Raw genomic sequence first — 23,979 nt, 5'->3', positions numbered from 1 at the left:
CAGCGTCGCGGGCGCGGTACGCGGTTCGAACAGCATGGTGACCGCGGCCGATCCGCACCACGGAAGCGGCCCGCAGCAGCGGTTCGCAGCAGCGGTTCGTAGCGGTAGCGGCCGGGCTCCCGGGAGCTGGGCGGCCAGGCGTTGACGAGCGGTCGGCTCGACTTCCAGCCCGTGAGCGTGGGTTGGAAGAGTCATGACGATACGTCAGTTCGACCGCGCAGCTCCGACCGGGCCAGCGCCGTCACCGACAGCAGCAGCACCGCCATGCCCAGCAGCGCCGCCGGGGTCAGCGGCTCGCCCAGCACGGCCGCCGCGAACACGGTGGCGCTGAGCGGCTCGATCAGCGCCACCACCGAGGCCGTCGCGGCCCGGATCACCGCCGCCCCCGCGAAGTACAGCGCGTAGGCGAGGGCGGTCGGCACGGTGGCGAGGTAGCCGAGCAGCAGCAGCGTCGAGGGCAGCGCGCCGGTGGAGGGCAGCGCGCCCTCGACCAGGGCGAACGGGAACAGGCAGACCGCGCACACCCCGAACGACCACAGGGTGGTGGCCGCCGGGTCGTCGGCGGCGCCGGTGCGCGCCGCCCGGTGCCGGGTGGCCACGGTGATCGCCGCGTAGCCCGCCGCCGAGACCAACGCCCAGGCCAGGCCCGCCGGTTCGGATCCGCTGCCGGCTCCCGCCGCGCCGCCGCCGAGCACCAGCACGCCCAGGCCGAGCACCGCCCCGGCCACCGCCGCCAGCCCGGACCGGCCGAGCCGCTCGCCCATCAGCAGCCGCCCGCCGAACGCCACCAGCACCGGCGCCGACCCGAGCGTCACCACGGTGGCCACGGCCAGTCCGGCGTCCCGGACGGCCAGGAAGTACGCGGCCTGGAACAGCGTCAGCCCCAGGCCGTTGAGCAGGATCCGGTGCACGGCGGGCCGCGGGGCCCGGCGCGCCGGGGCGAACGGGCGCAGCGCCAGCAGCACGGCCGCGCCGCCGACCGAGCGCCAGAACGTCAGGGCCAGCGGGCCCAGGCCGCTGCGCTGGAACAGCAGCGCGGCCGCCGCCCCGGCGGTGCCCCAGGCGGTGGCGGCGAGGGCGACGTACAGCAGGCCCCGCCGGGCGGGCAGGGCGGAGGAGGAGAAGGAGGACAACGGGGGACTCCCGGTAAGCCGTCATGGTCGGTGGGCCACGGAAGCGGGCAGCACCGACCGGCCCGGGGCGGCCGTCCACGGAGGGGGACGGGCCCGGGCGGGCTCAGGAAGTGGCCGGCCGCCCGCTCAGCGAGCGGGAGGGGGCAGGACGCCGCGATGCATGCCCGCCACTGTACGGGACGGCGGCGGGCCTGCGGGCGGGGTGTGCGGGCGGGGTGTGCGGGCGGGACGGTGCCGGGGCGCTCACGGTGCCGGGCGCTCAGGCCGGCGGGGCGCTCAGGCCGGCGGGGCGCTCAGGCCGGCGGGGTGCTCACGGTGCCGGGGCGAGGGTGGCGACCAGGTCGGGGGCGGTGAGGCGGCGCAGGGCGTCCGGTGCGGCGTCCAGCGGGCCGGGGTGCAGGCGGTACAGCTCGCCGTGCAGGCCCGCCGCGGCGGGCAGGTCGGCCTCCAGCAGGGCGAGGAACGCCCGTCGTCCGGCGAGCAGTTCGGGCAGCGGCCCGCTGACCGGCGGTCCGTCCGGGGCGTGCCGCCGGCGCAGCCGCTCGGCGAACTCGCCGACCTGCTCGGCGGGTTCGCGCCGCCAGCGGCGGACGGTGCCGTCCAGGCCGCGCACCAGCACCTCGCCGGTGGTGTGGGCGGCCCGGGCGCAGGCCACGTCCCACAGGGTGGCGCGCCGGTCGGGGGCGAAGTGGTCGAGCACGTCGCCGCAGAGCGCGGCCAGCTCGTCCCGGTGCCGGGCGACGCTGTGGTAGCCGCCGGTGGCCGAGGTGTTGAGGTCGGTCCAGGTGAAGCGGCGCTCCGCCAGGTCGACGATCAGCGGGACGGACACCTTGGCGTCCCCGGTCAGGTCCATCCGCTGGCGCACGGCCCGGGCCGACAGCGGACCGCCGCCCGGGCGGTCGTCGATCCCGGCGAAACCGGTGAACGCCTCCGGGAGCCGGTCGAACGGGACGTCGTTGTAACTGAACACGACCATCACCGCGTAGCGCGCCCCGGCGACCTCCAGCGCGGCGAGGTCCAGGTCGACGAACTCGCTGGCGCCCTTCGGCGGCGGGGCCGAGACGTAGTCGCCGGAGTGCACGGCGGCCTGCCGCCCGAACGACAGCTGCGTGTAGTCGCACCGGCCCCGGAACTTCCAGTCGGCGTCGTACAGGGCCACCGACAGGTCCAGGTCGACGCGCTGGTGGTGCGGCTGCACCCAGTGCAGGAACAGCCGCAGCCGCTCGCCCGGCGGCAGCGGCAGCAGGCTGCCGCGCGGCACCGACACCAGCGCCCGGGACGCCGCACGCTCCGCGAACGGCACCGACATGCCGGTCAACGCCTCGTCCAGCAGGGCGACTTCGGGCGGATCGGGCAGCGTCGCGGCGGACCGCCGGAGTAGCTCGGCCTCGATCGCGGCGACCACCGGGGCACTCAGCGCGGCCGGGACGACGGTGCCGTGGTCCTCCCGCCCGTGCGCCAACGAGACCAGCCCGCGTGGGAAGTAGAGCCGCCGCTCGCCCGCGGAGCGCGGGCCGCGCAGCCGGCCGTAGGCGCCGAGCAGCGGCCCCGGGCCGACCCGGGGCAGCACCCGGGCCAGCGCCGCCGACAGCTCGGCGGGCGCCGGCGCACCGGGCGCCATGATCGTGTGCACCCGCAGCAGGTGGTGCAGGCGGCGCACCAACTCGCCCGGCCGGTGCGCCAGTTCGGCCAGCGCGCCGGAGACGTCGCCGACCGCGAGCAGGCCCTCCACCCGGCTGGCGAACCCGGTGTGGGCCACCCGGCGGTGGCCGCGCACCCGCTCCACCCGCAGCGGCGCGGGCGGCTCGGCGAGAGCGGCTGAGGCGGCGGGGGCGGCGTCCAGGTCGGTGCCGCGCAGCAGCGCGAACGCCGCCGCCGCGGACGGGAACTGGCGGACGTACTCGAACGGGTGCAGCAACTCGCCCGCGCGCAGCCAGGGTTCGCGGTGGCGACGGAGGTCCTCGGCCAGCGAGGCGGTCGGCAGCGCGTCCAGCACGCCCAGCAGGCCGCGGCGCAGCGGCCGCGGCAGGTTGCGCAGCCGCAGTCGGCGGGCCGTGCCCGGCAGCAGGTCCGGTTCGGCGCCCGAGTGCGCCCACAGCAGGCGCAGCACGTCGGTGGCGGTGGTGAGCCGCTCGGCCAGCACCGGAAGCGCCGACGCGCCCTCGCGGCCCAGCAGTTCGGCCAGCGCCAGCGCCTTGGTCTCGCGGACCGGGACCTCGGCGGGCAGCAGCGCCGCCAGGTCCGCCGGGGCGTGCGCCAGCAGGGTGGCCAGGTCGTCGCGGTCCTGCGGGTTCAGCGGCGTGCGGCGGGTCAGCAGACCGGTCAGCTCGGCCAGCGCGGCCGTGGTCTCGTCCTCGTTCAGCAACCGCAGCGGGCGCAGCACCGAGCCGCGCGGCTCCCGCGGCTCCGGGTCGCCCTTGCGCGGCGGGGCCTGCTCGCGCACGGCCTTGCGCTTGCCGCCGAACAGGAACGGGTGGACGGCCAGCGCCGTCCCGCAGGACGGGCAGCGCGGCGCGCCCTCCTGCGCGTCCAGGCAGTCCGGGCACAGCAGGTGCGCGCACGGGGCGAGCAGGCCGATGCCGACCTCCGCGCCGCGCCGCCCGCAGCGGGCGCACGGCTGGTGCGGCTGGGCGCGCAGGAACGCCCGCATCCGGCGGCTGTGGTGCAGTTGCGCGACCTCCGGCACCGCGTCCGGGAAGCGGCGGAACAGCGGGGTGTGCTCGCGGTGGGTGCCCAGCAGGTGGTCGATCCGGCCGAGCAGCGCGCCGCCCAGCTCGGCCAGCCGCAGCGGCGCCAACCGGGCCAGCGCGGACCGCAGTTCGACGGTCAGCAGGTAGCCGCGGTTCGCCAGGTCGGCGTCCAGCGCGGTCAGCCCGCGCAGGCTCCACGGGTCGGCGGCGGGCAGCAGCCCGGCCGGGTCCACCGCGACGGCGGTGCGGCGGCGGAGCAGGAAGGAGCCGAGGTCGAGGTCGACACGGACGTCGAACGTCACCGGGATGGCTCGGGGCATGCGGAAGGGACCCCCAGGGGGAGGCGGAAGACGAAGGAGCGGGCGGAGAGGGGGCGCGCTGGTTCTTTTCGGAAAAGGGAGAAGGAAGCACGCCGCGGAGCCGCCCGCGACCGCCACCCTAGGGCCGACGCGCGGCGCGCACCAACGAATTAACCCCCGGACCGGCTGTCGGCCGCCGCGTCGAACAGCTCCCAGCCGTCGGCCTCCAGCACGCCCGGCCGCTCCCGGTGCCAGCCGAGGGCCGCCGCCGCCTCCAGCAGCGCCCGGACGGTGCCCGGCTCGTGCAGGTTCAGTCACCGGCCGCCGGTGCCGACCGAACCGGAGGGCGTCCAGCCGTCCGGGACCAGCCGGTCGGGCCCGGGGCGGAAGACGATCAGCAGCCGGCCCGGCCGCCCCTCCGGGCCCAGCGACAGGGTCTCCGCGCAGCCCGGGCCGCCGCGCGGGGACGGGTCGTGCCGGTGTCCCACCCGCCACCGGTAGCGGTGGCCGTCGGGGGTGGTGAGCAGGCGCGTGGCGCGGTCGCGGCGGGGCAACGGGCTCAGCCCTTTCCGGGAGCGTCGACGGGATCGGCGTCGGCGCGCTCGGTGTTGTCGGGCTCGGCGGCGTCGTGTTCGGCGGTGTCGGCGGGTTCGAAGGCGGCGGGCAGGGCGACGCCGAGCAGGCGTTCGACGACGAGCCGGTCCGCCTCGGTGAGCGGCGGCGCCGCCGGACGGTCCGGGGCCCGGAACGGGTGGGGGCGATCCATGGGGCAAGGGTAGGACGCGCTCCTGACGGCCCCGCAGGCCGCTGCCGCCAGGCTGTTGCCGCTGTTCCGGCCGTCGTCGTCCGGGTCGTGGCCGTCGGGTCCGGCGTCGTTGTCCGGGTTCGTCCCGCGGTCTGGTGGTTCGGGCCGTTGTCAGGCCGTCTCAGGCAGGGTAGGCGTGGGTCTGGGTGGCCTTGACGGCGGCCCAGACGCGGGTGCCGGGGGTCAGGTCGAGTTCGGCGGCGGCGGTGGGGGTGAGGTCGGCGGCCATCGGGAGGGGGCCGGTGAGGTCGACCCGGAAGCGGTCGCCGTGCAGGTCGAGTCCGGCGACGGTGCAGGGGAAGAGGTTGCGGGCGCTGGTCTCGGGGCGGTGGCGGTGCAGGGTGACCGCGTCGGGCGGGAAGGCGACGAACGCGGGACCGGTCAGGTCCTCGTCGGTGGCCAGTGCGGGGCCGTCGGGGAGGGTGACCCGGCGGCCGTCGGCGGTGCCCTGGTAGAGGTTGAGGCCGACCAGCCGGGCGATGTAGTCGGTGCGCGGGTGCCGGGCGACCTCGGCGGGCCGGCCGTTCTGCACCACCCGCCCGCCCTCGATCACCACCAGCCGGTCGGCGAGCACCATCGCGTCCAGCGGGTCGTGCGTGACCAGCACCGCGACGGCCTCGAACTCGGCGAGGTGGCGCCGCAGTTCGGCCCGCACGTCGAGCCGGGTGCGGGCGTCCAGCGCGGCCAGCGGTTCGTCCAGCAGCAGCAGGCGGGGGCGGACGGCCAGGGCCCGGGCCAGGGCGACGCGCTGGGCCTGGCCGCCGGAGAGCTTCGCGGGGCGGCGTCCGGCGTGCTCGGCCAGGCCCATCCGCTCCAGCCAGGGCAGGGCCTCGGCCCGGGCGGCGGCCTTGCGCAGGCCACGGGAGCGCGGGCCGAACGCGACGTTGTCGAGCGCGGACAGGTGCGGGAAGAGCAGGTAGTCCTGGAAGACCACGCCGATCGGCCGCTGCTCGGCGGGCCGGAACACGCCGTCGGCGGGGGAGTCGAGCGGGGTGCCGTCCAGGTGCAGGTGCCCGTCGGTGAGCGGCAGCAGTCCGGCCAGCGCGCGCAGGGCGGTGGACTTGCCGGCGCCGTTCGGGCCGAGCAGGGCCAGCACCTCGCCGGGCTCGGCGGCCAGCGGCACGTCCAGGGTGAACGGGCCCCGGGAGACGGTCAGCCGGGCGTCCAGGGCGGGGCGGGCGTCCGCGGTGGGGCGGGCGCCCGGGGCCGGGCCGTCGGTGGCGGAAGGCTTCACGGCGCGGACATCCAGCGGTCGCGCAGTCCGGCGAGGACCGCGACGGAGACGGTGAGCAGGACCAGGCTCAGGGCGATCGCCGCCTCCGGGTCGGACTCCATGGCCAGGTAGACGGCCAGTGGCATGGTCTGGGTGCGGCCGGGGAAGTTCCCGGCAAAGGTGATGGTGGCGCCGAACTCGCCCAGCGCCCGGGCCCAGGCCAGCACCGCGCCGGCCCCGATGCCGGGGGCGACCAGCGGCAGGGTGACCCGGCGGAACGCGGTCAGCCGGGAGGCGCCCAGGGTGGCGGCGGCCTCCTCGTAGCGCGGGTCGGCGGCCCGCAGCGCGCCCTCCACGCTGATCACCAGGAACGGCATCGCGACGAACGCCTCGGCGAGCACCACCCCGGTGGTGGTGAAGGGGAGGGTGATGCCGGTCCAGGAGTCCAGCCAGCGGCCCAGGATGCCGTTGCGGCCCAGCACCAGCAGCAGTGCCACGCCGCCGACCACGGGGGGCAGCACCAGCGGCAGGGTGACCAGGGCGCGCACCAGGCGGCGGCCGGGGAACTCGGTGCGGGCCAGCAGCCAGGCCAGCGGGACGCCGAGCACCAGGGCGACACCGGTGGCCAGGGTCGCGGAGAGCAGCGAGAGCTTGAGCGCCTGCCACACCTCGGGCTCGGTCAGCAACTGGGGCAGCGCGCTCCACGGGGCGCGCACCAGCAGTCCGAGCAGCGGCAGGACCAGGAAGGCCAGGCCGAGCAGCGCGGGCAGCAGCAGCGCGGCGGGGACCCGCCCGGCCCCCCGGGGCCGCCGCCGGCCCCGGGGGTGTGGTGCGGTGGTGGTGCGGGGGGTGCTCGGCGTCACGGCGCCTGGAAGCCGGCGTCGGTGAACACCCGGCGGGCGTCCGCGGAGCCGATGTAGCCGAGGAAGGCGGCCGCGCCGTTGGCGTTGGGGGCCTTGGCCAGGGTGGCGACCGGGTAGTCGTTGACCGCCTGCGCGGCCTCGGGGAAGTTCACGCCCTCGATCTTCGCCGAGTCGGCCTTGACGTCGGTCTGGTACACCAGCGAGGCGTCGACCTCGCCCAGTTCGACCTTGGTCAGGGCGCCCTTCACGTCCTGCTCGTAGGTGACCGGGGTGAGCTCCACGCCGGCCGCCCCCAGCGCGGTGACGGCGGCGGCGCCGCACGGCACCTCCTTGGCGCACAGCGCGGTCTTGACGCCCTTGAGGTCCTTCAGGCCGGTGATGTTCTTCGGGTTGCCCTTGGCGACCGCGATCTCCAGGGTGTTGCGGACGAACACCGTCGGGTCGCCGCCGGTCAGCTTGGCGTCGGTGACGGTCTTCATGGTGGCGGGGCTGGCCGCGGCGAACACGTCGGCCGGGGCGCCGGAGACGATGTTCTGGGCCAGCGCGGAGGAGCCGCCGAAGTTGAAGGTCACCGTAGTGCCCGGGTAGGCCGCCTCGAAGCGCTTGCCCAGCTCGGTGAAGGACTCCTTCAGCGAGGCCGCCGCGAACACCGTCACGGTGCCCTTGACCTCGGGGCGGGCCGGGGCGGGGTTGTTCGAGGTGGAGCCGCCGCCGGAGCCGCTGCAGGCCGTCAGACCGGCCGCGAGGGCGAGGACGGCGGAGGCGGCGAGGAGTCGTCTGACGCTGCGCATGGATGGTTTCCCCTGGTCGTGTGGGCGGTGGCGGGAGAGGGTGGGGTGCGATCAGGTGATCATAGTGCCGCAGCTGCGGGGCTCAAGACTGCTGTCTCATCGCACAAGCGACCTTAAGACGAACTTAAGGGTTGCATGTGCAATACCTCAAGGCCCCGTCGCCCCTCCGCCGGAACGCGTCCTCGCACTCCACCACCCATCGGGGGATACTGACGCGGTTTCAGCGAACCACCACCGCACGGGGGTTCGCCCGCCCATGGAGGGGGAATCCATGACCGCCACCCGCGTACCCGGCCCGCCCGGCCTGCCGCTGATCGGCTCGCTGCTCGACCTCAAGCGCGACGCCCTCGCCACCTACCTCTCCGCCCGGCGCGACCACGGCGACGTGATCCGCCTCCAGGCCGGCCCGCCCGGCCTGCGCGCCGAGCTCTGGATGGTCTTCTCGCCCGAGGCCGTCCAGCAGGTGCTCGCCACCGACGCCGCCAACTTCCGCAAGGACAACGTCTTCTACGGCGAGATCCGGGAGAGCTTCGGCAACGGCCTGCTCACCGCCCAGGACGCCGACTACCTGCGCCAGCGCCGCCTGGTCCAGCCGCTGTTCACCCGCAAGCGGGTCGACCGGTACGCCGACGCCATCGGCGCCGAGGCCGAGGCGCTCGTTGCCCGCTGGGCCGCCGCCCCCGGCGGCACCGTCGACCTCGGCGAGGAGATGAACCGCTTCGCGCTGCGCACCGTCTCCCGGATCCTGTTCGGCCAGGACGTCGAGGAGGCCGTCGAAACCGTCCACCACGCCTTCCCCGTCCTCAACAACTTCGTCCGCGACCGCGCCTTCTCCCCGCTGCGCCTGCCCCGGAAGTGGCCGCTGCCCGGCCACCGCAAGGCGCTCGCCGCCGAGCGCACCCTGTACGAGGTCTGCGACGGCATCATCGCCCGCCGCGCCGCCCGGGGGGACGGGGCCGCCGACGACCTGCTCGGCCTGCTCGCCGACGCCCGCGGCGAGGACGGCGAGCGGCTGGACGCCACCGAACTGCGCGAACAGGTGCTGATCTTCCTGCTGGCGGGCCACGAGACCACCGCCACCTCGCTGATCTTCGCCCTGCACCTGCTCGGCCGGCACCCCGAGGAGCAGGCCCGGGCCCACCGGGAGGTCGCCGACCTGCTCGGCGACGGCCGCCGGCCCACCGCCGCCGACTACGCCGAACTCCCGTACCTCACCCGGGTGCTGAAGGAGGCCATGCGGCTCTACCCGGCCGCCCCCGCGGTCGGCCGCCGGGCCGTCGCGGACACCGTGATCGGCGGCGTCCCCGTCCCGGCCGGCGCGGACGTCCTGGTCGCCCCGTACGTCACCCACCGCCACCCCGCGCACTGGGAGGACCCGGAGCGCTTCGACCCCGAGCGCTTCACCCCCGAGCGGGAGGCCGCCCGGCACCGCTACGCCTGGTTCCCGTTCGGCGGCGGGCCGCGGGCCTGCATCGGCCAGCACTTCTCGATGCTGGAGTCGGTGCTCGCGCTGGCCGTCCTGCTGCGCGGCTTCGAGGTCACCACGGTCGACCGGGAGGTGCCGCTCGGGCAGGGCATCACCCTCGAAGTGCGCGGCCCGGCCCGGGTCCGGCTCACCCCGCGCGGCTGACCCCGGCGGGCGGCCCCGGCCGTGCCCCGGACGACGACGACGGCCCGCCCGACGGACGGGCGGCCGTTGTCGTCGCCCCGGTCACACCGGGTAGCCGGTGGGCGCCGCCGTGGCGGGCGGCGCCGGCGGCGGGAGCTTGCGGATCTTGCTCAGGGTGGCCAGGTTGACCAGCATGGTGACCGGGTTGATCACCAGGGACGCCAGGCCCCACCAGCCCTGCCACAGGCTGTTCAGGTTCATCCGCCGGACGGCCGCCTCCCCGCAGCTCCGGCAGAACGGGCCGCGCAGGCTCAGGAACCTCATCATCACCAGGAAGCCCTGGTGGCCGCGGACCGTGACGTTCACGGCGGGCGCCGAACCGCAGAAGCGGCAGGACGGGCCCGCCAGGTACGGGACGCCCCCGGGGTACGGGTGGCCGGCCTGGTCCGGGGCCCCGGGGTACGGGTGGCCGGCCTGGTACGGGGCCCCGGGATACGGCGCGGGCTGCTGGGGCGGGACGGGTATGGACACGCTGTTCCTCAGGGGAGTGGTTCGACCGGGAAGCAGGCGGAGAGTACCGGGTCCGGCCGGCGGCGCGCAGCGGATTCCCGGGACGGCCCGCCCCGGGAATCCGTCGGGCGGGCACACGTCGTCGGACCATTCGAACACAGAACCCCCATGGTGCGGGGTGCTTTTCACATCTTCCGGTGACCATTCATGAACCCTGGGTAGCGTCCACGATCCCTGAACACCAGAGCACGGGCGAGCGGCAGACACCTCTCGCGGGAGGCACCGATGGGATCGATGGACCACCTCAGCTTCGGCTGGCTCACGCCGACGCTCTCCTACGCGATGGCCTGCGTCGGCGCCGCCCTCGGCCTGCGCTGCACCCTGCGCGCCCTGTCCGCCACCGGCGCCTCCCGGCGCAACTGGCTGCTCACCGCCGCCGCCGCGATCGGCTCCGGCATCTGGACGATGCACTTCGTCGCGATGTTCGGCTTCACCGTCGACGGCACCGACCTGCGCTACGACGTCCCGCTGACCATCCTCAGCCTGCTGGTGGCGATCGCCGTGGTCGGCCTCGGCGTGTTCGTGGTCGGCTACGGCCGGCACCGCGGCCGCAGCCTGCTGCTCGGCGGCCTCACCACCGGCGTCGGCGTCGCCGCGATGCACTACCTCGGCATGTCCGCGGTCCGGATCCACGGCGAACTGCGCTACCAGGCGGGCACCGTGGCGCTGTCCGTGCTGATCGCCGTCGCCGCCGCCACCGCCGCGCTCTGGGCCGCCGTCACCATCCGCAACGTGTACGCCGCCGCCGCGGCCGCACTGGTGATGGGCGTCGCCGTCAGCTGCATGCACTACGTCGGGATGGCCGCCGTGCACGTCCACATGGAACCCGCCCGCACCGGCCTCGGCGGCGCCACCCCGATGCAGTTCGTCTTCCCGCTCGCCGTCGGACTCGGCTCCTTCCTCTTCCTCACCTCCGCCTTCGTCGCGCTCTCCCCGACCGCGCAGGAACGCGCCGCCTACCGCGAGGCCGGCGAACTCGCCGTCGAGGACCTCGGCCGCGCCGCCTGAGACCTTCGTCCGCGCCCCGCCCGGGCCCTGCCCCGCCCCGCCCGGGCCCTGCCCCGCCCCGCCCGGGCCCTGCCGCGGCCGGTCCGGCCCGCACCGCCCACGGCCCGCACCGCCCGCGGCCCCCCGCCCCGTAGCCCGAAAGGCCGCCACACCCATGCGCGCAAGCCGAGGCACCTCCCGCAGCGGACCGCCCGCCCCCAGCACCCCGCGCGGACCCGCCCGCACCCGGCCCGGCACCCCCCGGCGCGGGGCGCACGCCGGACCGCCCGCCGACGAGACGCCGCTCACCCTCCCGGTGTCCGCCCGGGTCGGCCTGCGGCCGCGCACCGTCCGGGCCCGGATCGTCGCCGTGCTGATGGTCCCCGTGGTGTCCGTGATGGCGCTGTGGGCGTTCGCCACCGTCACCGCCGCCGGGGACGTCTGGGACCTGCTGCGGATCAAGGGCGTCGACGCCCGGCTGCGCACCCCCCTGGACCGCACGGTCACCGCCCTGCAGGCCGAACGCGCCGCCGCCGGGCAGTACTTGGCCGCCCCCGGCCCCGACCGGGAGGCCGCGCTGCGCGCCGCCGGACAGGACACCGACCGGGCCGCCGCCCCGCTCACCCTCGCCCCCGGCTACAACCGGGCCGACGCCGAAGGGCTCGGCCCCGAGGCCGCCGACCGCCTCGACACCCTCGGCCGGGTGGTCGGCGCCCTTCCCGCGCTGCGCGGCAAAGTGCTGGCGCACGGCGTCTCCTGGAGCGACGCCTACACCGTCTACACCGCCGCCGTGGACGACGCCCTCACCGCGACCGGCGCGCTCACCGCCCTCCAGGACCACCGGGTCGCCGCGGACGCCCGGGTGCTGCTCGAATTCGCCCGCTCCCGGGAGCAACTCGCCCGCGAGGAAGCCCTGTTGAGCTCAGCCCAGCGCACCGGCCAGCTCGCCGAGGCGCAGTACCGGCAGATCGTCCAGGCCGGCTACGCCCGCGCCCAGTTCGAGCAGGCCGCCGCCCCCGACCTGCGCCCCGCCGACCGCACCGCGCTGGCCGCCGTCACCGGCAGCCCGGAGTACCAGGAACTCCGGCGCTACGAAGAACAGTTGACCATCGCCGCAGACCCGGCCGCGGCCCTGCAGTCGGTCTCCGACACCCGCTGGGCCGCCGTCACCGACACCGTCGCGCGCGCCCTGGCCGGAGTCGAGCGGCAGGCCGGCGCGGCCGCCGCCGAACGCGCGAACCCCTACGCGCTGGGCCTGTTCAGCACCTCCGGCGCCACCGTGCTGCTCGGCCTGGTCGCGGTCCTCGCCTCGCTGCTGATCTCGGTCCAGATCGGCCGCGGCCTGGTCGCCGAACTGCACGCCCTGCGCAACTCCGCGCTCGAACTCGCCGGACGCAAACTCCCGGCCACCATGCGGCGGTTGCGGGCCGGCGAGGAGGTCGACGTGGACGCCGAGGTGCCGCCGCGCGACCACGGCGGCGACGAGATCGGCCAGGTCCACCACGCCCTCGACAGCGTCCAGCGGGCCGCCGTCACCGCCGCCGTCGAACGCGCCGAGGTGCTCTCCGGCGTCTCCGGCGTCTTCGTCAACCTGGCCCGCCGCAGCCAGGTCCTGGTGCACCGCCAACTCACCCTGCTGGACGCCATGGAGCGCCGCACCGAGGACCCGGCCGAACTCGACGACCTGTTCCGGCTCGACCACCTCACCACCCGGATGCGCCGGCACGCCGAGGGCCTGATCATCCTCTCCGGCGCCGCCCCCGGCCGCGCCTGGCGCAAGCCCGTCCCGCTCACCGACGTGGTCCGGGCCGCCGTCGCCGAGGTCGAGGAGTACGCCCGGGTCGACGTCCACCGCCTCCCGTACGCGGCCGTCACCGGCCCCGCCGTCGCCGACCTCACCCACCTGGTCGCCGAACTCGTCGAGAACGCCACCGGGTTCTCGCCCCCGCACACCAAGGTGCAGATCCGCGGCGAGGCGGTCGGCAACGGCTACGCCCTGGAGATCGAGGACCGCGGCCTGGGCATGGGCCCCGAAGCCCTCGCCGACGCCAACCGGCGGATCGACGCCAGCGAGCAGGTCGACCTCTTCGACAGCGACCGCCTCGGCCTGTTCGTGGTCAGCCGCCTCGCCAAGCGGCACGGCGTCAAGGTCTCGCTGCGCCCCTCCGCGTACGGCGGCACCACCGCGATCGTGCTGCTGCCGACCGAGCTGCTCGACCAGCGCGAGAGCGAACCCCGGCCGGAAGCAAGGGAGTTGGTCACCGTCCCGGAACTCCCCCCGACCGCCCGGCCGTTGCCGCCGACCCCCGCGCCCGCAGCCGGCCCACTGGGCGCCCCGCGGCCGGCCCCGGCCCCGCCGTCGGTCCCGCGGCCGGTTCCGGTGGCGCCGCCCGCACCGGTGCCGACCGTGCAGGCACCGCCCGTACCGGCGCTGCCCTCGCTCGCGCTGCCCGCCGAGCAGGAGGACGAACTCCCGCGCCGGGTGCGGCAGGCCAGCCTCGCCCCACAACTGCGCGACGCCCCCGAACCGCCCCGGCCCGGGCTGCGCCCCGCCGAACCCGCCGACCGCGACCCCGAACAGGCCCGCTCCGCGATGACCGCCTTCCAGCAGGGCTGGCAGCGCGGCCGGGGCCCCGCACCGGACGACACCCCCTTCGACAGAGGAGACCGTGCCCGATGATCGGCACCACCCGCCAGAGCGGCGAACTCAACTGGCTCCTCGACGAGTTGGCCACCCGGACCGCCCGGGTCAGGTTCGCCGTCATGCTCTCCGCAGACGGCCTGCCGATGGGCAACTCCACCGGCCTCGGCCGCGAGGACGCCGAACACCTGGCCGCCGTCGCCTCCGGCTTCCACAGCCTGGCCAAGGGCGCCGGACGGCACTTCGACGGCGGCGAAGTACGCCAGACCATGGTCGAGTTGGAACGCGGCTACCTGTTCGTCGCGGCCGCCGGGCAGGGCTCCTGCCTGGCCGTCTTCGCCGAACCCGACGCCGACCTCGGCCTGGTCGCCTACGAGATGGCCCGCCTGGTCCGCCGGGTCGGCGAACACCTGCACGCCGCCCCGCGCGGTTACTAGCGCCGCGTCAGGCGACCTTCGCCCGTCGCGACCCCCGGCACGCACTCTCGCCGCACCGGCCGAAAACCCGAGTACATCCAGTACGAGGGCTTCCGGCCGGCACGCCGACAGCACGCGCCAAGGGGGCACCTCCCAGCCCTCCTCGGGGCTGGGGGAGCCGCTCCTTCACGGCAAAGGTCGCCTGACGCGGCACTAGACCCAGAAGCCCCGAACACCCGATCGAGAAGGGGGAGTTAGCCGATGGCCTACCCGCCCCGGGAGTACCTGCCCGGCACCCCGTTCGGCTACCCGCCGCCGCCCGAGCGCCCCGTCCAGTGGTACGACGAGGACGCCGGGCCGATGGTCCGCCCCTACGCCCTCACCAAGGGGCGGACCCGGCCCGGCCAGCCCTTCGACCTGATCGCCCTGGTCGTCACCGACATCCCCGACCCGACGGGGCTGCCGGTCGGCCCCGAGCAGATCGCCATCCTGGAGATCTGCCGGGGCAACGCGCTGTCCGTCGCCGAGATCGCCGCCGACCTCGACCTGCCGCTGGGCGTGGTCCGGGTGCTGCTCGGCGACCTGCTGGACGCCGAGCACATCCGGGTCAGCCGACCCGTCCCGCCCGCCCTCCTCCCGCACGAACACATCCTCCAGGAGGTCATCCATGGGCTTCGCGCCCTCTGACAGCACCGACCTCGCCCTGAAGATCCTGGTCGCCGGGGGCTTCGGCGTCGGCAAGACCACCCTGGTCGGGGCCGTCAGCGAGATCAAACCCCTGCGCACCGAGGAGCAGTTGACCGCGGCCGGGACCGACGTCGACGACCTCGGCGGGGTCGAACGCAAGACCACCACCACGGTGGCGATGGACTTCGGCCGGATCACCATCCGCGAGGGCCTGTCGGTCTACCTCTTCGGCACCCCCGGGCAGGACCGCTTCTGGTTCCTCTGGGACGAACTCGCCCAGGGCGCCCTCGGCGCCGTCGTCCTGGCCGACACCCGCCGCCTCACCGACTGCTTCCCCGCCGTCGACTTCTTCGAGCACCGCGGCATCCCCTTCGTGGTCGCCGTCAACCGCTTCGAGGGCAGCCGCTCCTTCCAACCCGCGGACGTCTCCCGGGCGCTGGACCTCGACACCGCGACCCCCGTGGTGCTCTGCGACGCCCGCGAACGCGCCTCCGGCAAGGACGTCCTGATCAGCCTGGTCGAACACGCCGGAAAGGTGCACGCGGCCCGGGTGCTCGCCCAGACCCGCAGCTGACCCGGCCCGGCCCGGCCCGGCCCGCCGCTCCCGCCCGGCCGTCCTTCCCGCCCGGGGCCGGCCCGGCCGCCCTTCCCGTTCGGGCCCGGGCCGGGGGAAGTCCCGGGCCGGGCCCGGGCCGGACCCCGTAGCATGGCGGCCGTGTTCCTCTCCCGTGACTAGGACCCGCACCGCGACCGCACGCCGCACCCGGCGTCGCGGTCCCTTCGGCGTCCCCGTCCACCGGCGCACTCCGCGCCGTCACCGTTGAGGAACCCCTTCTCGCCATGGCTACGTCCTACCTGGCCGTGCTGCGCGCACCCGGCGCCGCCCGGCTGATCCCCGCCGCCCTGCTCGGCCGCCTCTCCTACGGCACCGTCCCGCTCTCCCTGCTCCTCGCCACCGCCGCCACCACCGGCTCGTACGCCCGGGCCGGCTGGCTGATGGCCGTCTTCTCCGCGGTCAGCGTCCTGCTCTTCCCGCCCCGCGCCGGACTCGTCGACCGGTACGGCCCCCGGCGCACCCTGCCGCCGATGGCCGCCGGGTACGCGGCCGTCCTGCTCGTGCTGGCCGCCGCGACCTGGCGGCCCGGCACCCCCTACCCCGTCCTGCTGGGCCTCGCGGCCGCGGCCGGCGTGCTCGCCCCACCGCTCGGCCCGGTCACCCGGGCGCAGTGGAGCATCCTCGCCACCGATCCCGAACTGCGCCGCCGCGCCTACAGCCTGGACACCGTCGCCGAGGAGCTCCTCTACGTCACCGGCCCGCTGCTCGCCGGACTGCTCGCCACCACGGCCCGCCCCGCCGTCGGACTGCTGCTCAGCGCGGTCCTCGCCCTCACCGGAACGCTCGCCCTCGCCGCCGTCGCCGTTCCCGCGGCCACCCGCGGCAGCACCGCCCCCGCGGCCCGCTCCGGCACCCGCGAACTGCTCGCCCGGGCCCGCCAGCCGCTCTCCGCCGCGGCCGGCGCCGGCGCGGGCCTCGCCGCGTTCTCGCTGCTCGCGGTGGTCTTCGCCAGCCGGCACGGCCGCCCCGCGGGCGTCGCCTGGGTCGAGGCCGCGCTGGCCGCGGGCAGCGCGACGGGCGGACTCGTCCTCGGCGCGGTCAACTGGCGCGCGCCCGCCGCGACCCGGCTCACCGTCCTCACCGCCGTCCTCGGCACCGCCCTCGCCCTCGCCGCCCTCGCCCCCACCCTCCCGGCCCTCACCGCCGTCGCCGCCCTGGCCGGCCTCGCCGTCGCCCCCGCCCTCACCACCGCCTACCTGCTCACCGACGAACTCGCCGCCCCCGCCGAACGCACCCGCGCCGGAGCCTGGGTCAACACCTCCTTCAACGCCGGAAGCTCCGCCGCCACCGCCCTCACCGGCGCCCTGCTCACCCACCTCCCGCTCCCCACCTGCCTCCTCCTCGCCGCGACCCCGCCCCTCGCCGCGCTCGCCCTCCGGGGCAGGCGGCAGCCCGGTGCATCCGGGGGATCGGGTGCGAAATCAGGGGCCCGGGGAACGGCGGGGCCGTGCTGCTGACGGCCGGAGCCCATCGGAGGTTCGTGCTGCTGCGTGCCGTGAACGGAACCGGAAGCCGATGCGCGCTCCGGCAGTGCACCGCTCGCAGCCGGGGCCTCGCCGTTCCCCGAGCCGCTGATCCCACCTCCTCCCGATGAGTTCCGGCGGCGGGACCCGTCCAACCCGGCATGACACGAATCCAGGTGAACGGAACGACCCTCGGCGTCGAGTCCTTCGGCGACCGTCGGGCCCCCCTCGTCCTGCTGGTCGGCGGGACCACGATGCTCTCCTGGCCGGACGCGCTGTGCGAACGCCTCGCCGCCGGCGGCCGCCACGCGGTGCGCTACGACCTGCGCGACAGCGGGGAGTCGGAGGGCGCCGACCCGCAGGCGCCCGGTTACACGCTGCGCACCCTCGCCGCCGACGCGGCCGCCCTCGCCGCCGCGCTCGGCGGGGGCCCCGCGCACCTCGCCGGGATCGGGGTCGGCGGGATGGTCGCCCAGGTGGCGGCGCTCGACCACCCGGAGGCGTTCTCGGCGCTCACCCTGGTCGGCACCCGCCCGGTCGCCCCCGGCCCGGTCGACCCGGACCTGCCCGACCACGACAAGGCGACGACGGGCCGGCTGTTCTCCCGTCCGATGCCCGACTGGACGGACCGGGCGGCGGTCGCCGGGTTCGTCGCCGCCGGAGCGGAGATCCTCGGCGACGATCCCGTCGCGGCCCGGGCCACCGCCGCCCGGATCTGGGACCGCACGCCCGGCACCGAACCCCCGGTGCAGCTGGCCAACCAGCTCGGCGTGGTGTTCTCCCGACTCGACTGCACCCCCCGCTGGCGCGAACGCCTCCCCGGCCTCGACCTCCCCACCCTGGTCGTGCACGGCCGTCGCGACCGCTTCTTCCCGGTCGGCAACGCCGAGGCGCTGGCCCGCGAGATCCCGGGGGCGCGGCTGCTCGTGCTGGACGCCGCGGGGGCGCTGCCCGCTTCGGCGGCCGAGGAGGTGGCCGCGGCGATGCTCGGGCTCTAGCGGGGCCTGTCGCCCCCGGGCCGACCGACACCCCCGGCCCGGCCGGGCTCCGGGCCGACCCGGAGCAGACGGCGCAGTTCCAGCAGTACCTGGCCGGCCAGGTGCCGCTGGGGAGGCCGGCCCGCCCGGAGGAGATCGCCGCCGCCGTGCTCTTCCCGGCCTCCGGGCAGAGCAGCTTCATCACCGGTTCGAACCTGTACGTCGACGGGGGGCTGAACCAGATCTGAGGGCGGCGCACCCGCGCCCGCCGGGCGGACCCGCCGAACCGCCCGGCGAGCGGATCCGCCGAGCCGTTCATCGGGACCTGCCGGGCCCCGGCCCGCCCGCGCGGGTGCCTACGACCTCCGCAGCAGCCGTTCCGCGACGGCCAGGTTGACGATCCAGGCGGCCCAGGCGCCGGAGGCGTAGACCGCGGCGGCGGGGAGGCCGGTCGGGCCGAGGGCGAGGAGCCAGAGGCGGAAGGTGACGGCGGTGAACATCAGGGCGTAGGAGCGGAGCATCCAGCGGCGGTGGGCGGGGATCCGGCCGTGCCGGGCGTGGTGGAGGCCGAGGGCGGTGGTGGCGAGAGTGAGGACGGCGAGCGCGGTGAAGCCGAGCGGGGCGACCGGGGGGTAGAGGCCGTGCGGGGCGATCAGGAGGCCGCCGAGGCCGGTCGCGGCGGCGGCCAGCACGTAGCCGCGGCCGGTCCAGCGGTGCAGGGCGGGGCGGCGGGCGCGCAGGCCGGGGAGGAACTGGAGCAGGCCGAGGGAGATCGCGGTGACGCCGCCGCCGATGTGCAGCAGGAGCGGCGCGAGGTGGGCGAGGTAGACGGCGCGCTGGTCGGCGAGGAAGGTGTCGGGGTCGAGGGTGAAGTAGCGGGCGGAGACGGCGGCGACGAGCAGCGCGAGGGTGGCGACGGAGATCCGCCCGGCCCGTCGCAGGGCGCCGGACTTCCGCGCGGCGGTGGGGAGTTCGATCGCGGCGGGACGGTGGGGTGTCATGGCGAGGACGCTACGGACCGGCCCTGACCTGCGACGTCCCCCCGGCGGGGTGCGGCGGGGTACCCCAGGTGGGGTAGGGACCCGGATCCGTCCCGGAGCCGGGTGGACGCCGGGGTCGGGGGCCGGCCGGGTCGGGTAGGTTCTCCCCGGTCGGCCCGGCTCCCGGCCCCGTCCCGCCCCCGTCCCCACCAGTACCGAGGAACCCGCACGATGTCGACCACCGTCGCCGGCAGACTCCGGCTCCCCGCCCTCGCGAGGCTCTCGGGCCGGGTCCCGGCCCCGCTCGCGGACGCCGTGCCCGCCGTCGTGCTGTTCGTCGCGATGCTGGTCGAGCGGCTGGGGGCGGCGGGCCGGACCGGCGGCCGGATGCCGTACGCGCTGGCCCTGACCGGGCTGCTCGCCGTCGCGGTGGCGGCCCGCCGCCGGGCCCCGCTGGCGGCGTACCTGCTGGCGACGCTGGCGCTGACGGTCGAGTCGCAGGCCGTCGTGCCGAGCCCGATCTCCCCGTACGCGAACCTGCTGGGGGCGTACGCGGTCGGCCGGTACGGGGGCCGGGGGCGGGGGTGGTGGGGGCCGCCGCTGGTGGTGCTCGGGGTGGCGGGGTACTTCGCCGGGCAGGACGTCGAGGTGGTGATGCCGGTGGGCGTGCTGGCGGTGTGGCTGGCGGTGTGGGCGTTCGGCTGGTCCGGCGCGTACCGGCTGGCCGAGCAGGCCGCCGAACGGCGGCGCGCCCGGGCGGAGTTGCTCGCGGAGGAGCGCAACCGGATCGCCCGCGAGGTGCACGACCTGGTCGGGCACTCGCTGAACCTGATGCTGGTGCAGGCCGGCGCGGCCCGCCGGCTGATCGACCGCACCCCGGAGCGCAGCCGCGAACTGCTGGTGGAGATGGAACGGACCGGCAACGACGCGCTCGGCGAACTCGACCGGGTGCTGGGCCTGTTGCGCGGCACCGGACCCCGACTGCCGGACGGCACCGCGGACTTCGAGCCGGGCATCGCCGAACTCCCGCGGCTGACCGAGCGGATGGCGCAGGCCGGACTGGCCGTCGCCCTGCACTGCGACACCCCGCCGCTGCCCCCCGAGCAGGACCGCTGCGCGTACCGGGTGGTCCAGGAGGCGCTGACCAACGCGCTGCGGCACTCCGGGGCCGGGCACGCCACCGTCCGGGTCGTCCGGCGGGACGGTGGCACCCTGATCGAGGTCGCGGACGACGGCTCCGGGCCGCCGCCCGGCCACCGCCCCGGGCGCGGCCTGACCGGCATGGCCGAGCGCGCGGCCCGCCTGAACGGCGCCGTCCAGCACGGGCTCGGACCGAACGGCGGCTTCCTGGTCCGGGTCGTCCTCCCGCTCGGGGACGAGCGGTGAGCGCCGCCGCGCCCGTCCGGGTGCTGATCGCCGACGACGACCCGCTGCTGCGGGCCGGCCTGGCCGTGGTGCTGGGGACCGCCGACCGGATCGAGGTGGTCGGCCAGGCCGGGGACGGGCTGCGGGCCGTCGAACTCGCCCGCGAACTGCGGCCCGACGTGGTCCTGATGGACGTCCGGATGCCCGGCTGCGACGGCGTCGAGGCCACCCGCCGACTGGCGGGCACGCCGAGCCGGGTGCTGGTGCTGACCACCTTCCACCACGACGCGTACGTGTGGGGCGCGCTGCGGGCCGGGGCCGCCGGGTTCCTGCTCAAGCGGGCCTCGCCGGAACGGCTGATCGACGCCGTGCACGCGGTCGCGGCGGGGGAGGCCGTCCTCGACCCGGCGGTCACCCGCGACCTGCTCGGCCACCTGCTGGCCGCGCCCGCGCCGGCGACGGAGCCGTCCCCGGCCGGTCCGGGTCCGCTGGCGGCGCTCACCGTCCGCGAGCGCGAGGTGCTGCGGCTGGCCGCCGAGGGGCACCCCAACGAGGAGATCGCCGCGCTGCTGCACCTCGCCGAGTCCACCGTGAAGACGCACGTCAAGCGGATCCTCGGCAAGCTCGGTGCGCGCGACCGCTCGCAGGCGGTGGCCGCCGCGTACCGGCACGGGCTGATGGCGTCGCGGCCCGGGACGCCGCAGCACCCCTCCGGGCCCGGCGCTCCGTGACACTCCGCCACTGACAGGGTGTCAGGTTCTCGCGCCGACGCGGTCGTACATTGAGCGGATGATCGTGGAGAACGGGCCGGGGCCCGCGCGGCCGCTGCGCTACGGGTGGGGCCCGTCCGGGCGGCGGCTCGCCGAGCAGGGCCGGTGGGACGAGCTGCTGGAGCGCTTCCGGCTGGCCAGGGCGCTGGACGACCCGCTGGCCGGGCCGCTCGGCCACCTGGTCGCGTACGGCGCCCCCGCCGCCCTCGCCGCCCGGCTGTTCGACCCCGACGGCGGGCCGGGCGCCCCCGCGACCGCCGCCGACCACGACGCCGGACCGCTCTGGGAGGTGCTGGCCACCCGCCACCCCCGCCCCGCCCTGGACGCGCTGCCGCTGCCCCCCGAGATCCGCCGCCTCGCCGCCCACACCCGCGCCCTGCTCGGCGAGGACCCCGGCGACGACGCCCCCGACGAGGGCGGAGTCCCCTACCGGCTGCTGCCCTGGGAGGACGGCGGCTGGGAACGCGACACCAGGGTCCGCGAGTACCTCCCGGGCGGCGGCGCCCGCCGCGCCCTGCACCTCGCCCCACCCACCCGCGAGGGCCTCGCCGTCCTCGAACTCCCCAACCCCGGAGCCAGGTTGACCGGAGGCGCGGCCACCGCCGCGCTCGCCGGGCTCTCCGACTGGACCACCGCCGTGTGCGTCCGCGGCCGCGCCACCGACGCCGCCGCCCAGCTCGCCGGCGGCCCCGAAGTCACCGGCGGCCGACTGCCGTTCGCCGCCCTCTACCCCGCCCTGGTCCACCTCGCCTCCGCCCGCGCCGACCGCGGCGCGGCCCAAGGACGGCTCGCCGTCTGGCAGTTGCTCGCCGCGATGGACGGCGCCCCCGCCCCCGACCGCTCCGCCGCCGACGCCCTGGTCGCCCGCCTGCACTGCCTCGCCTGGACCGAACCCGCCGACGACCTCCGCCACCTCCACCTCGCCCTCGAAGACCCCGCCACCGGCCTCGCCTGGGCCCTCTCCGGCACCACCCCCGAACCCGCGTAGAGCCCCGCCAGAGAGCCCTGACCGAGAGCCCCGCCAGAGAGCCCCGACAGGGGCTCGGGGAACGGCGAGTCGATGCTGCTGGTGGCCGGAGCCCATCGAAGGACCGTGCTGCTGCGTGTAGTGAACAGAACCAGAAGCCCACGCACGCAACGGCAGTGCACCCCCAGCAGCCACGGCCTCGCCGTTCCCCGAGCCCCTGAATGCGCGCACTCGTGCGCCCCTGGCGGTGGAACCGTCGAACCCCCGTCCGCGTGGAGGTTGTTGATCACACGAGCGGAGGTCCGATGGGGACGAGGGTGCTGGACTGGAAGGGCTGGCGGGTGCCGGCGAACGGTTGCGCCTGGGTGCCGTTGGCGGTGGCGTTCGGGGTGTGGGCGGCGCTGCGCGGCAGCGGTCTCTCCGGCGAGGCGTGGCGGTGGTGCCTGGCGCAGAGCGACGAGTCGCTGCCGGGCCGGTTCTGGCCGAAGACGGCGGTGATGGCGGTCTGCGTGGTGGTGATGCTGCTGGTCGCGACCCCGCTGGCCCGGCTGAAGGGCAGTTCCTGGTGGCTGTGGCCGGTGCTGCTGCTGGTCGGCTACGCGCTGGCCGCGCTGTACGCGTACGGGATGGGCGCCCCGGCGGAGGTGCCGGCGGGGGTGGAGCCGGACTGCGAGCCGATGCCGCGCTGGCCGTTCGGCCCGCCGTACATGGAGTGGCTCAGGAGCCGGTGACGGGCCGTTCCGCGGCCGGTGCGCCGCCCTGCGCGGGCAGTTCGACGGTCGGCGCGGCCGCGGCCCCCTCGTCGTAGGGGAGCGCGCCGGAGAGCACGGACGCCAGCCGGGCCCGGTCGAGTTCGCCGGTCCAGTGCCCGATCAGGACGGTGGCGACGGCGTTGCCCGCGAAGTTGGTGAGCGCCCGGGCCTCCGACATGAAGCGGTCGATGCCGACGATCAGGCCGACGCCGTCGACGAGTTCCGGCCGGTGCGACTGGAGGCCGCCGGCCAGGGTGGCCAGGCCCGCGCCGGTCACGCCCGCGGCACCCTTGGAGGCGAGCACCATGAACAGCAGCAGCGAGAGCTGCTCGCCCAGCGACATCGGCTTGTCCATCGCCTCCGAGACGAAGATCGACGCCATGGTGAGGTAGATCGCGGTGCCGTCCAGGTTGAAGCTGTAGCCGGTCGGCACGGTGATGCCGACCACCGGGCGGCTCACCCCGAGGTGCTCCATCTTGGCGATCAGCCGGGGCAGGGCGCTCTCCGAGGAGGAGGTGGAGAGGATCAGCAGGAACTCCCGCCCGAGGTAGCGCAGCAGCGCGAACACGTTCACCCCGGCGGTCAGCCGCAGCAGCAGGCCGAGCACCACGACCACGAACAGCACGCAGGTGAGGTAGAAGCCGATCATGATCACGGCGAGGCTCCTCAGCGCGGCCGTGCCGGTCGCCCCGACCACCGCCGCCATCGCGCCGAACGCGCCCACCGGCGCCACCCACATGATCATCGACATCACCTTGAACACCAGCTTCTGCAGGTGCTCCACCCCGCGCAGCACCGGCGCCCCGGTCGCGCCCATCGCCTGCAGGGCGAAGCCGACCAGCAGCGCCACCAGCAGGGTCTGCAGCACCTGGCCCGCGGTCAGGGCGGACACCAGGGTGGTCGGGACGATCCCGAGCAGGAAGTCGGTGGTCGACTCCGCGCCCGCCGCGGCCTGCGCGTGGCCGGACTTGGCGAGCGCCGCGGTCAGGTGCAGCCCGCTGCCGGGCTCCAGCAGGTTGCCGACCAGCAGGCCGATGCCGAGCGCCACCGTCGAGGTCAGCAGGAAGTAGCCCAGCGCCAGGCCGCCGACCCGGCCGACCTTCGCCGCCCTGGTGACCGAGCCGACGCCCAGCACGATCGTGCAGAAGATCACCGGGGAGATCATCATCTTGATCAGGTTGACGAACCCGGTGCCCACCGGCTTCAGTTCCACCGCGAACCCCGGCGCCGCCAGGCCCACCACCACGCCCGCGACCACCGCGGCGATCACCGCCGGGTACAGGTAGTGGGTGCGGTCCGACCTCCCGGTCCCGGACTTCCGCGCGCCGGACGGCGCTCCCTGCTGGGTCGGCTGCATGCTCGCGGCTCCTTCGCCGTAGGCGCGG

The 23,979-nt window shown here is 76.2% G+C and carries 22 protein-coding genes and 1 pseudogene; 13 read left to right on the top strand and 10 right to left on the bottom strand.

The window, feature by feature from the left end:
* Positions 1-191 precede the first annotated feature (191 nt).
* The 7 genes from ACWEO5_RS01025 to modA all read right to left on the bottom strand — a co-directional run bounded on the left by ACWEO5_RS01025 (position 192) and on the right by modA (position 7,794).
* Entirely contained in the window at positions 192-1,133 is a 942-nt protein-coding gene (locus tag ACWEO5_RS01025) for a DMT family transporter (protein WP_452158870.1), read from the bottom strand.
* Positions 1,134-1,443: 310 nt separating this feature from the next.
* On the bottom strand, positions 1,444-4,143 hold the full coding sequence (locus ACWEO5_RS01020) for an MXAN_6230/SCO0854 family RING domain-containing protein (protein WP_452158868.1): 2,700 nt from the start codon (positions 4,141-4,143) through the stop codon (positions 1,444-1,446).
* Between the two features lie 293 nt (positions 4,144-4,436).
* Positions 4,437-4,676, bottom strand: coding sequence for a hypothetical protein (locus ACWEO5_RS01015; protein ID WP_452158866.1), 240 nt, complete (start codon positions 4,674-4,676; stop codon positions 4,437-4,439).
* Positions 4,677-4,681: 5 nt separating this feature from the next.
* Positions 4,682-4,888, bottom strand: a complete 207-nt coding sequence (locus ACWEO5_RS01010; protein WP_452158864.1) for a hypothetical protein — start codon at positions 4,886-4,888, stop codon at positions 4,682-4,684.
* A gap of 160 nt (positions 4,889-5,048) precedes the next feature.
* Positions 5,049-6,161, bottom strand: a complete 1,113-nt coding sequence (locus ACWEO5_RS01005) for an ABC transporter ATP-binding protein (RefSeq protein WP_452158862.1) — start codon at positions 6,159-6,161, stop codon at positions 5,049-5,051.
* Complete coding sequence (locus ACWEO5_RS01000; protein ID WP_344550895.1) at positions 6,158-7,003, bottom strand: ABC transporter permease; 846 nt, start codon at positions 7,001-7,003, stop codon at positions 6,158-6,160. Before ACWEO5_RS01000 ends, ACWEO5_RS01005 begins: the two co-directional genes overlap by 4 nt.
* Positions 7,000-7,794: a molybdate ABC transporter substrate-binding protein gene (gene modA, locus ACWEO5_RS00995; protein WP_452158860.1), complete on the bottom strand. Its 795-nt coding sequence runs from the start codon at positions 7,792-7,794 to the stop codon at positions 7,000-7,002. The genes ACWEO5_RS01000 and modA overlap by 4 nt, the downstream gene beginning before the upstream one ends.
* A gap of 271 nt (positions 7,795-8,065) precedes the next feature.
* On the opposite strand from modA, the gene ACWEO5_RS00990 reads away from it, so the two are divergent.
* Positions 8,066-9,424 carry a cytochrome P450 gene (locus ACWEO5_RS00990; RefSeq protein ID WP_452158858.1) on the top strand — a complete coding sequence of 453 codons (1,359 nt, stop codon included), beginning with the start codon at positions 8,066-8,068 and terminating at the stop codon, positions 9,422-9,424.
* Between the two features lie 81 nt (positions 9,425-9,505).
* On the opposite strand, the gene ACWEO5_RS00985 is transcribed toward ACWEO5_RS00990, so the two are convergent.
* A complete protein-coding gene (locus tag ACWEO5_RS00985; protein ID WP_452158856.1) occupies positions 9,506-9,934 on the bottom strand; it encodes a hypothetical protein in 429 nt (142 codons plus the stop codon).
* 264 nt (positions 9,935-10,198) lie between these two features.
* Here ACWEO5_RS00985 and ACWEO5_RS00980 point away from each other — a divergent pair, with 264 nt between their 5' ends.
* The 8 genes and pseudogenes from ACWEO5_RS00980 to ACWEO5_RS00945 all read left to right on the top strand — a co-directional run.
* Positions 10,199-10,981 (top strand): MHYT domain-containing protein, encoded by a 783-nt coding sequence (locus ACWEO5_RS00980; RefSeq protein ID WP_452158854.1) that lies wholly within the window; start codon positions 10,199-10,201, stop codon positions 10,979-10,981.
* Between the two features lie 154 nt (positions 10,982-11,135).
* Positions 11,136-13,640 carry a sensor histidine kinase gene (locus ACWEO5_RS00975; protein ID WP_452158852.1) on the top strand — a complete coding sequence of 835 codons (2,505 nt, stop codon included), beginning with the start codon at positions 11,136-11,138 and terminating at the stop codon, positions 13,638-13,640.
* Positions 13,637-14,038: a roadblock/LC7 domain-containing protein gene (locus ACWEO5_RS00970; RefSeq protein WP_344550902.1), complete on the top strand. Its 402-nt coding sequence runs from the start codon at positions 13,637-13,639 to the stop codon at positions 14,036-14,038. The genes ACWEO5_RS00975 and ACWEO5_RS00970 overlap by 4 nt, the downstream gene beginning before the upstream one ends.
* 240 nt (positions 14,039-14,278) lie before the next feature.
* A complete protein-coding gene (locus ACWEO5_RS00965; RefSeq protein ID WP_344550903.1) occupies positions 14,279-14,704 on the top strand; it encodes a DUF742 domain-containing protein in 426 nt (141 codons plus the stop codon).
* Positions 14,685-15,278 (top strand): GTP-binding protein, encoded by a 594-nt coding sequence (locus ACWEO5_RS00960; RefSeq protein ID WP_344550904.1) that lies wholly within the window; start codon positions 14,685-14,687, stop codon positions 15,276-15,278. Before ACWEO5_RS00965 ends, ACWEO5_RS00960 begins: the two co-directional genes overlap by 20 nt.
* A gap of 266 nt (positions 15,279-15,544) precedes the next feature.
* The gene (locus tag ACWEO5_RS00955; RefSeq protein WP_452158849.1) at positions 15,545-16,777 is read left to right on the top strand and encodes an MFS transporter; all 1,233 of its coding nucleotides are present in this window, start codon (positions 15,545-15,547) and stop codon (positions 16,775-16,777) included.
* Positions 16,778-16,944: 167 nt separating this feature from the next.
* Positions 16,945-17,781, top strand: coding sequence for an alpha/beta fold hydrolase (locus tag ACWEO5_RS00950; protein WP_452158846.1), 837 nt, complete (start codon positions 16,945-16,947; stop codon positions 17,779-17,781).
* A 20-nt stretch (positions 17,782-17,801) separates the two neighbouring features.
* Positions 17,802-18,008, top strand: a pseudogene (locus ACWEO5_RS00945) (SDR family oxidoreductase); the annotation flags it as partial.
* A 108-nt stretch (positions 18,009-18,116) separates the two neighbouring features.
* Here ACWEO5_RS00945 and ACWEO5_RS00940 read toward each other — a convergent pair.
* Positions 18,117-18,761 carry a DUF2306 domain-containing protein gene (locus ACWEO5_RS00940; RefSeq protein WP_452158844.1) on the bottom strand — a complete coding sequence of 215 codons (645 nt, stop codon included), beginning with the start codon at positions 18,759-18,761 and terminating at the stop codon, positions 18,117-18,119.
* A 210-nt stretch (positions 18,762-18,971) separates the two neighbouring features.
* Here ACWEO5_RS00940 and ACWEO5_RS00935 point away from each other — a divergent pair, with 210 nt between their 5' ends.
* From ACWEO5_RS00935 to ACWEO5_RS00920, 4 genes are all read left to right on the top strand, one after another.
* Positions 18,972-20,126, top strand: a complete 1,155-nt coding sequence (locus ACWEO5_RS00935) for a sensor histidine kinase (RefSeq protein ID WP_452158842.1) — start codon at positions 18,972-18,974, stop codon at positions 20,124-20,126.
* Positions 20,123-20,836 (top strand): response regulator, encoded by a 714-nt coding sequence (locus ACWEO5_RS00930; RefSeq protein ID WP_452158840.1) that lies wholly within the window; start codon positions 20,123-20,125, stop codon positions 20,834-20,836. The genes ACWEO5_RS00935 and ACWEO5_RS00930 overlap by 4 nt, the downstream gene beginning before the upstream one ends.
* Before the next feature lie 58 nt (positions 20,837-20,894).
* The gene (locus ACWEO5_RS00925) at positions 20,895-21,863 is read left to right on the top strand and encodes a hypothetical protein (RefSeq protein WP_452158838.1); all 969 of its coding nucleotides are present in this window, start codon (positions 20,895-20,897) and stop codon (positions 21,861-21,863) included.
* 284 nt (positions 21,864-22,147) lie between these two features.
* A complete protein-coding gene (locus ACWEO5_RS00920; protein ID WP_452158836.1) occupies positions 22,148-22,573 on the top strand; it encodes a hypothetical protein in 426 nt (141 codons plus the stop codon).
* Here ACWEO5_RS00920 and ACWEO5_RS00915 read toward each other — a convergent pair.
* Positions 22,560-23,951 carry a cation:dicarboxylate symporter family transporter gene (locus tag ACWEO5_RS00915; protein ID WP_452158834.1) on the bottom strand — a complete coding sequence of 464 codons (1,392 nt, stop codon included), beginning with the start codon at positions 23,949-23,951 and terminating at the stop codon, positions 22,560-22,562. The genes ACWEO5_RS00920 and ACWEO5_RS00915 overlap by 14 nt on opposite strands.
* Positions 23,952-23,979 lie beyond the last annotated feature (28 nt).

The organism is Kitasatospora sp. NPDC004272 (assembly GCF_053603035.1).
This window is presented reverse-complemented; position numbering and strand designations above follow the sequence as displayed.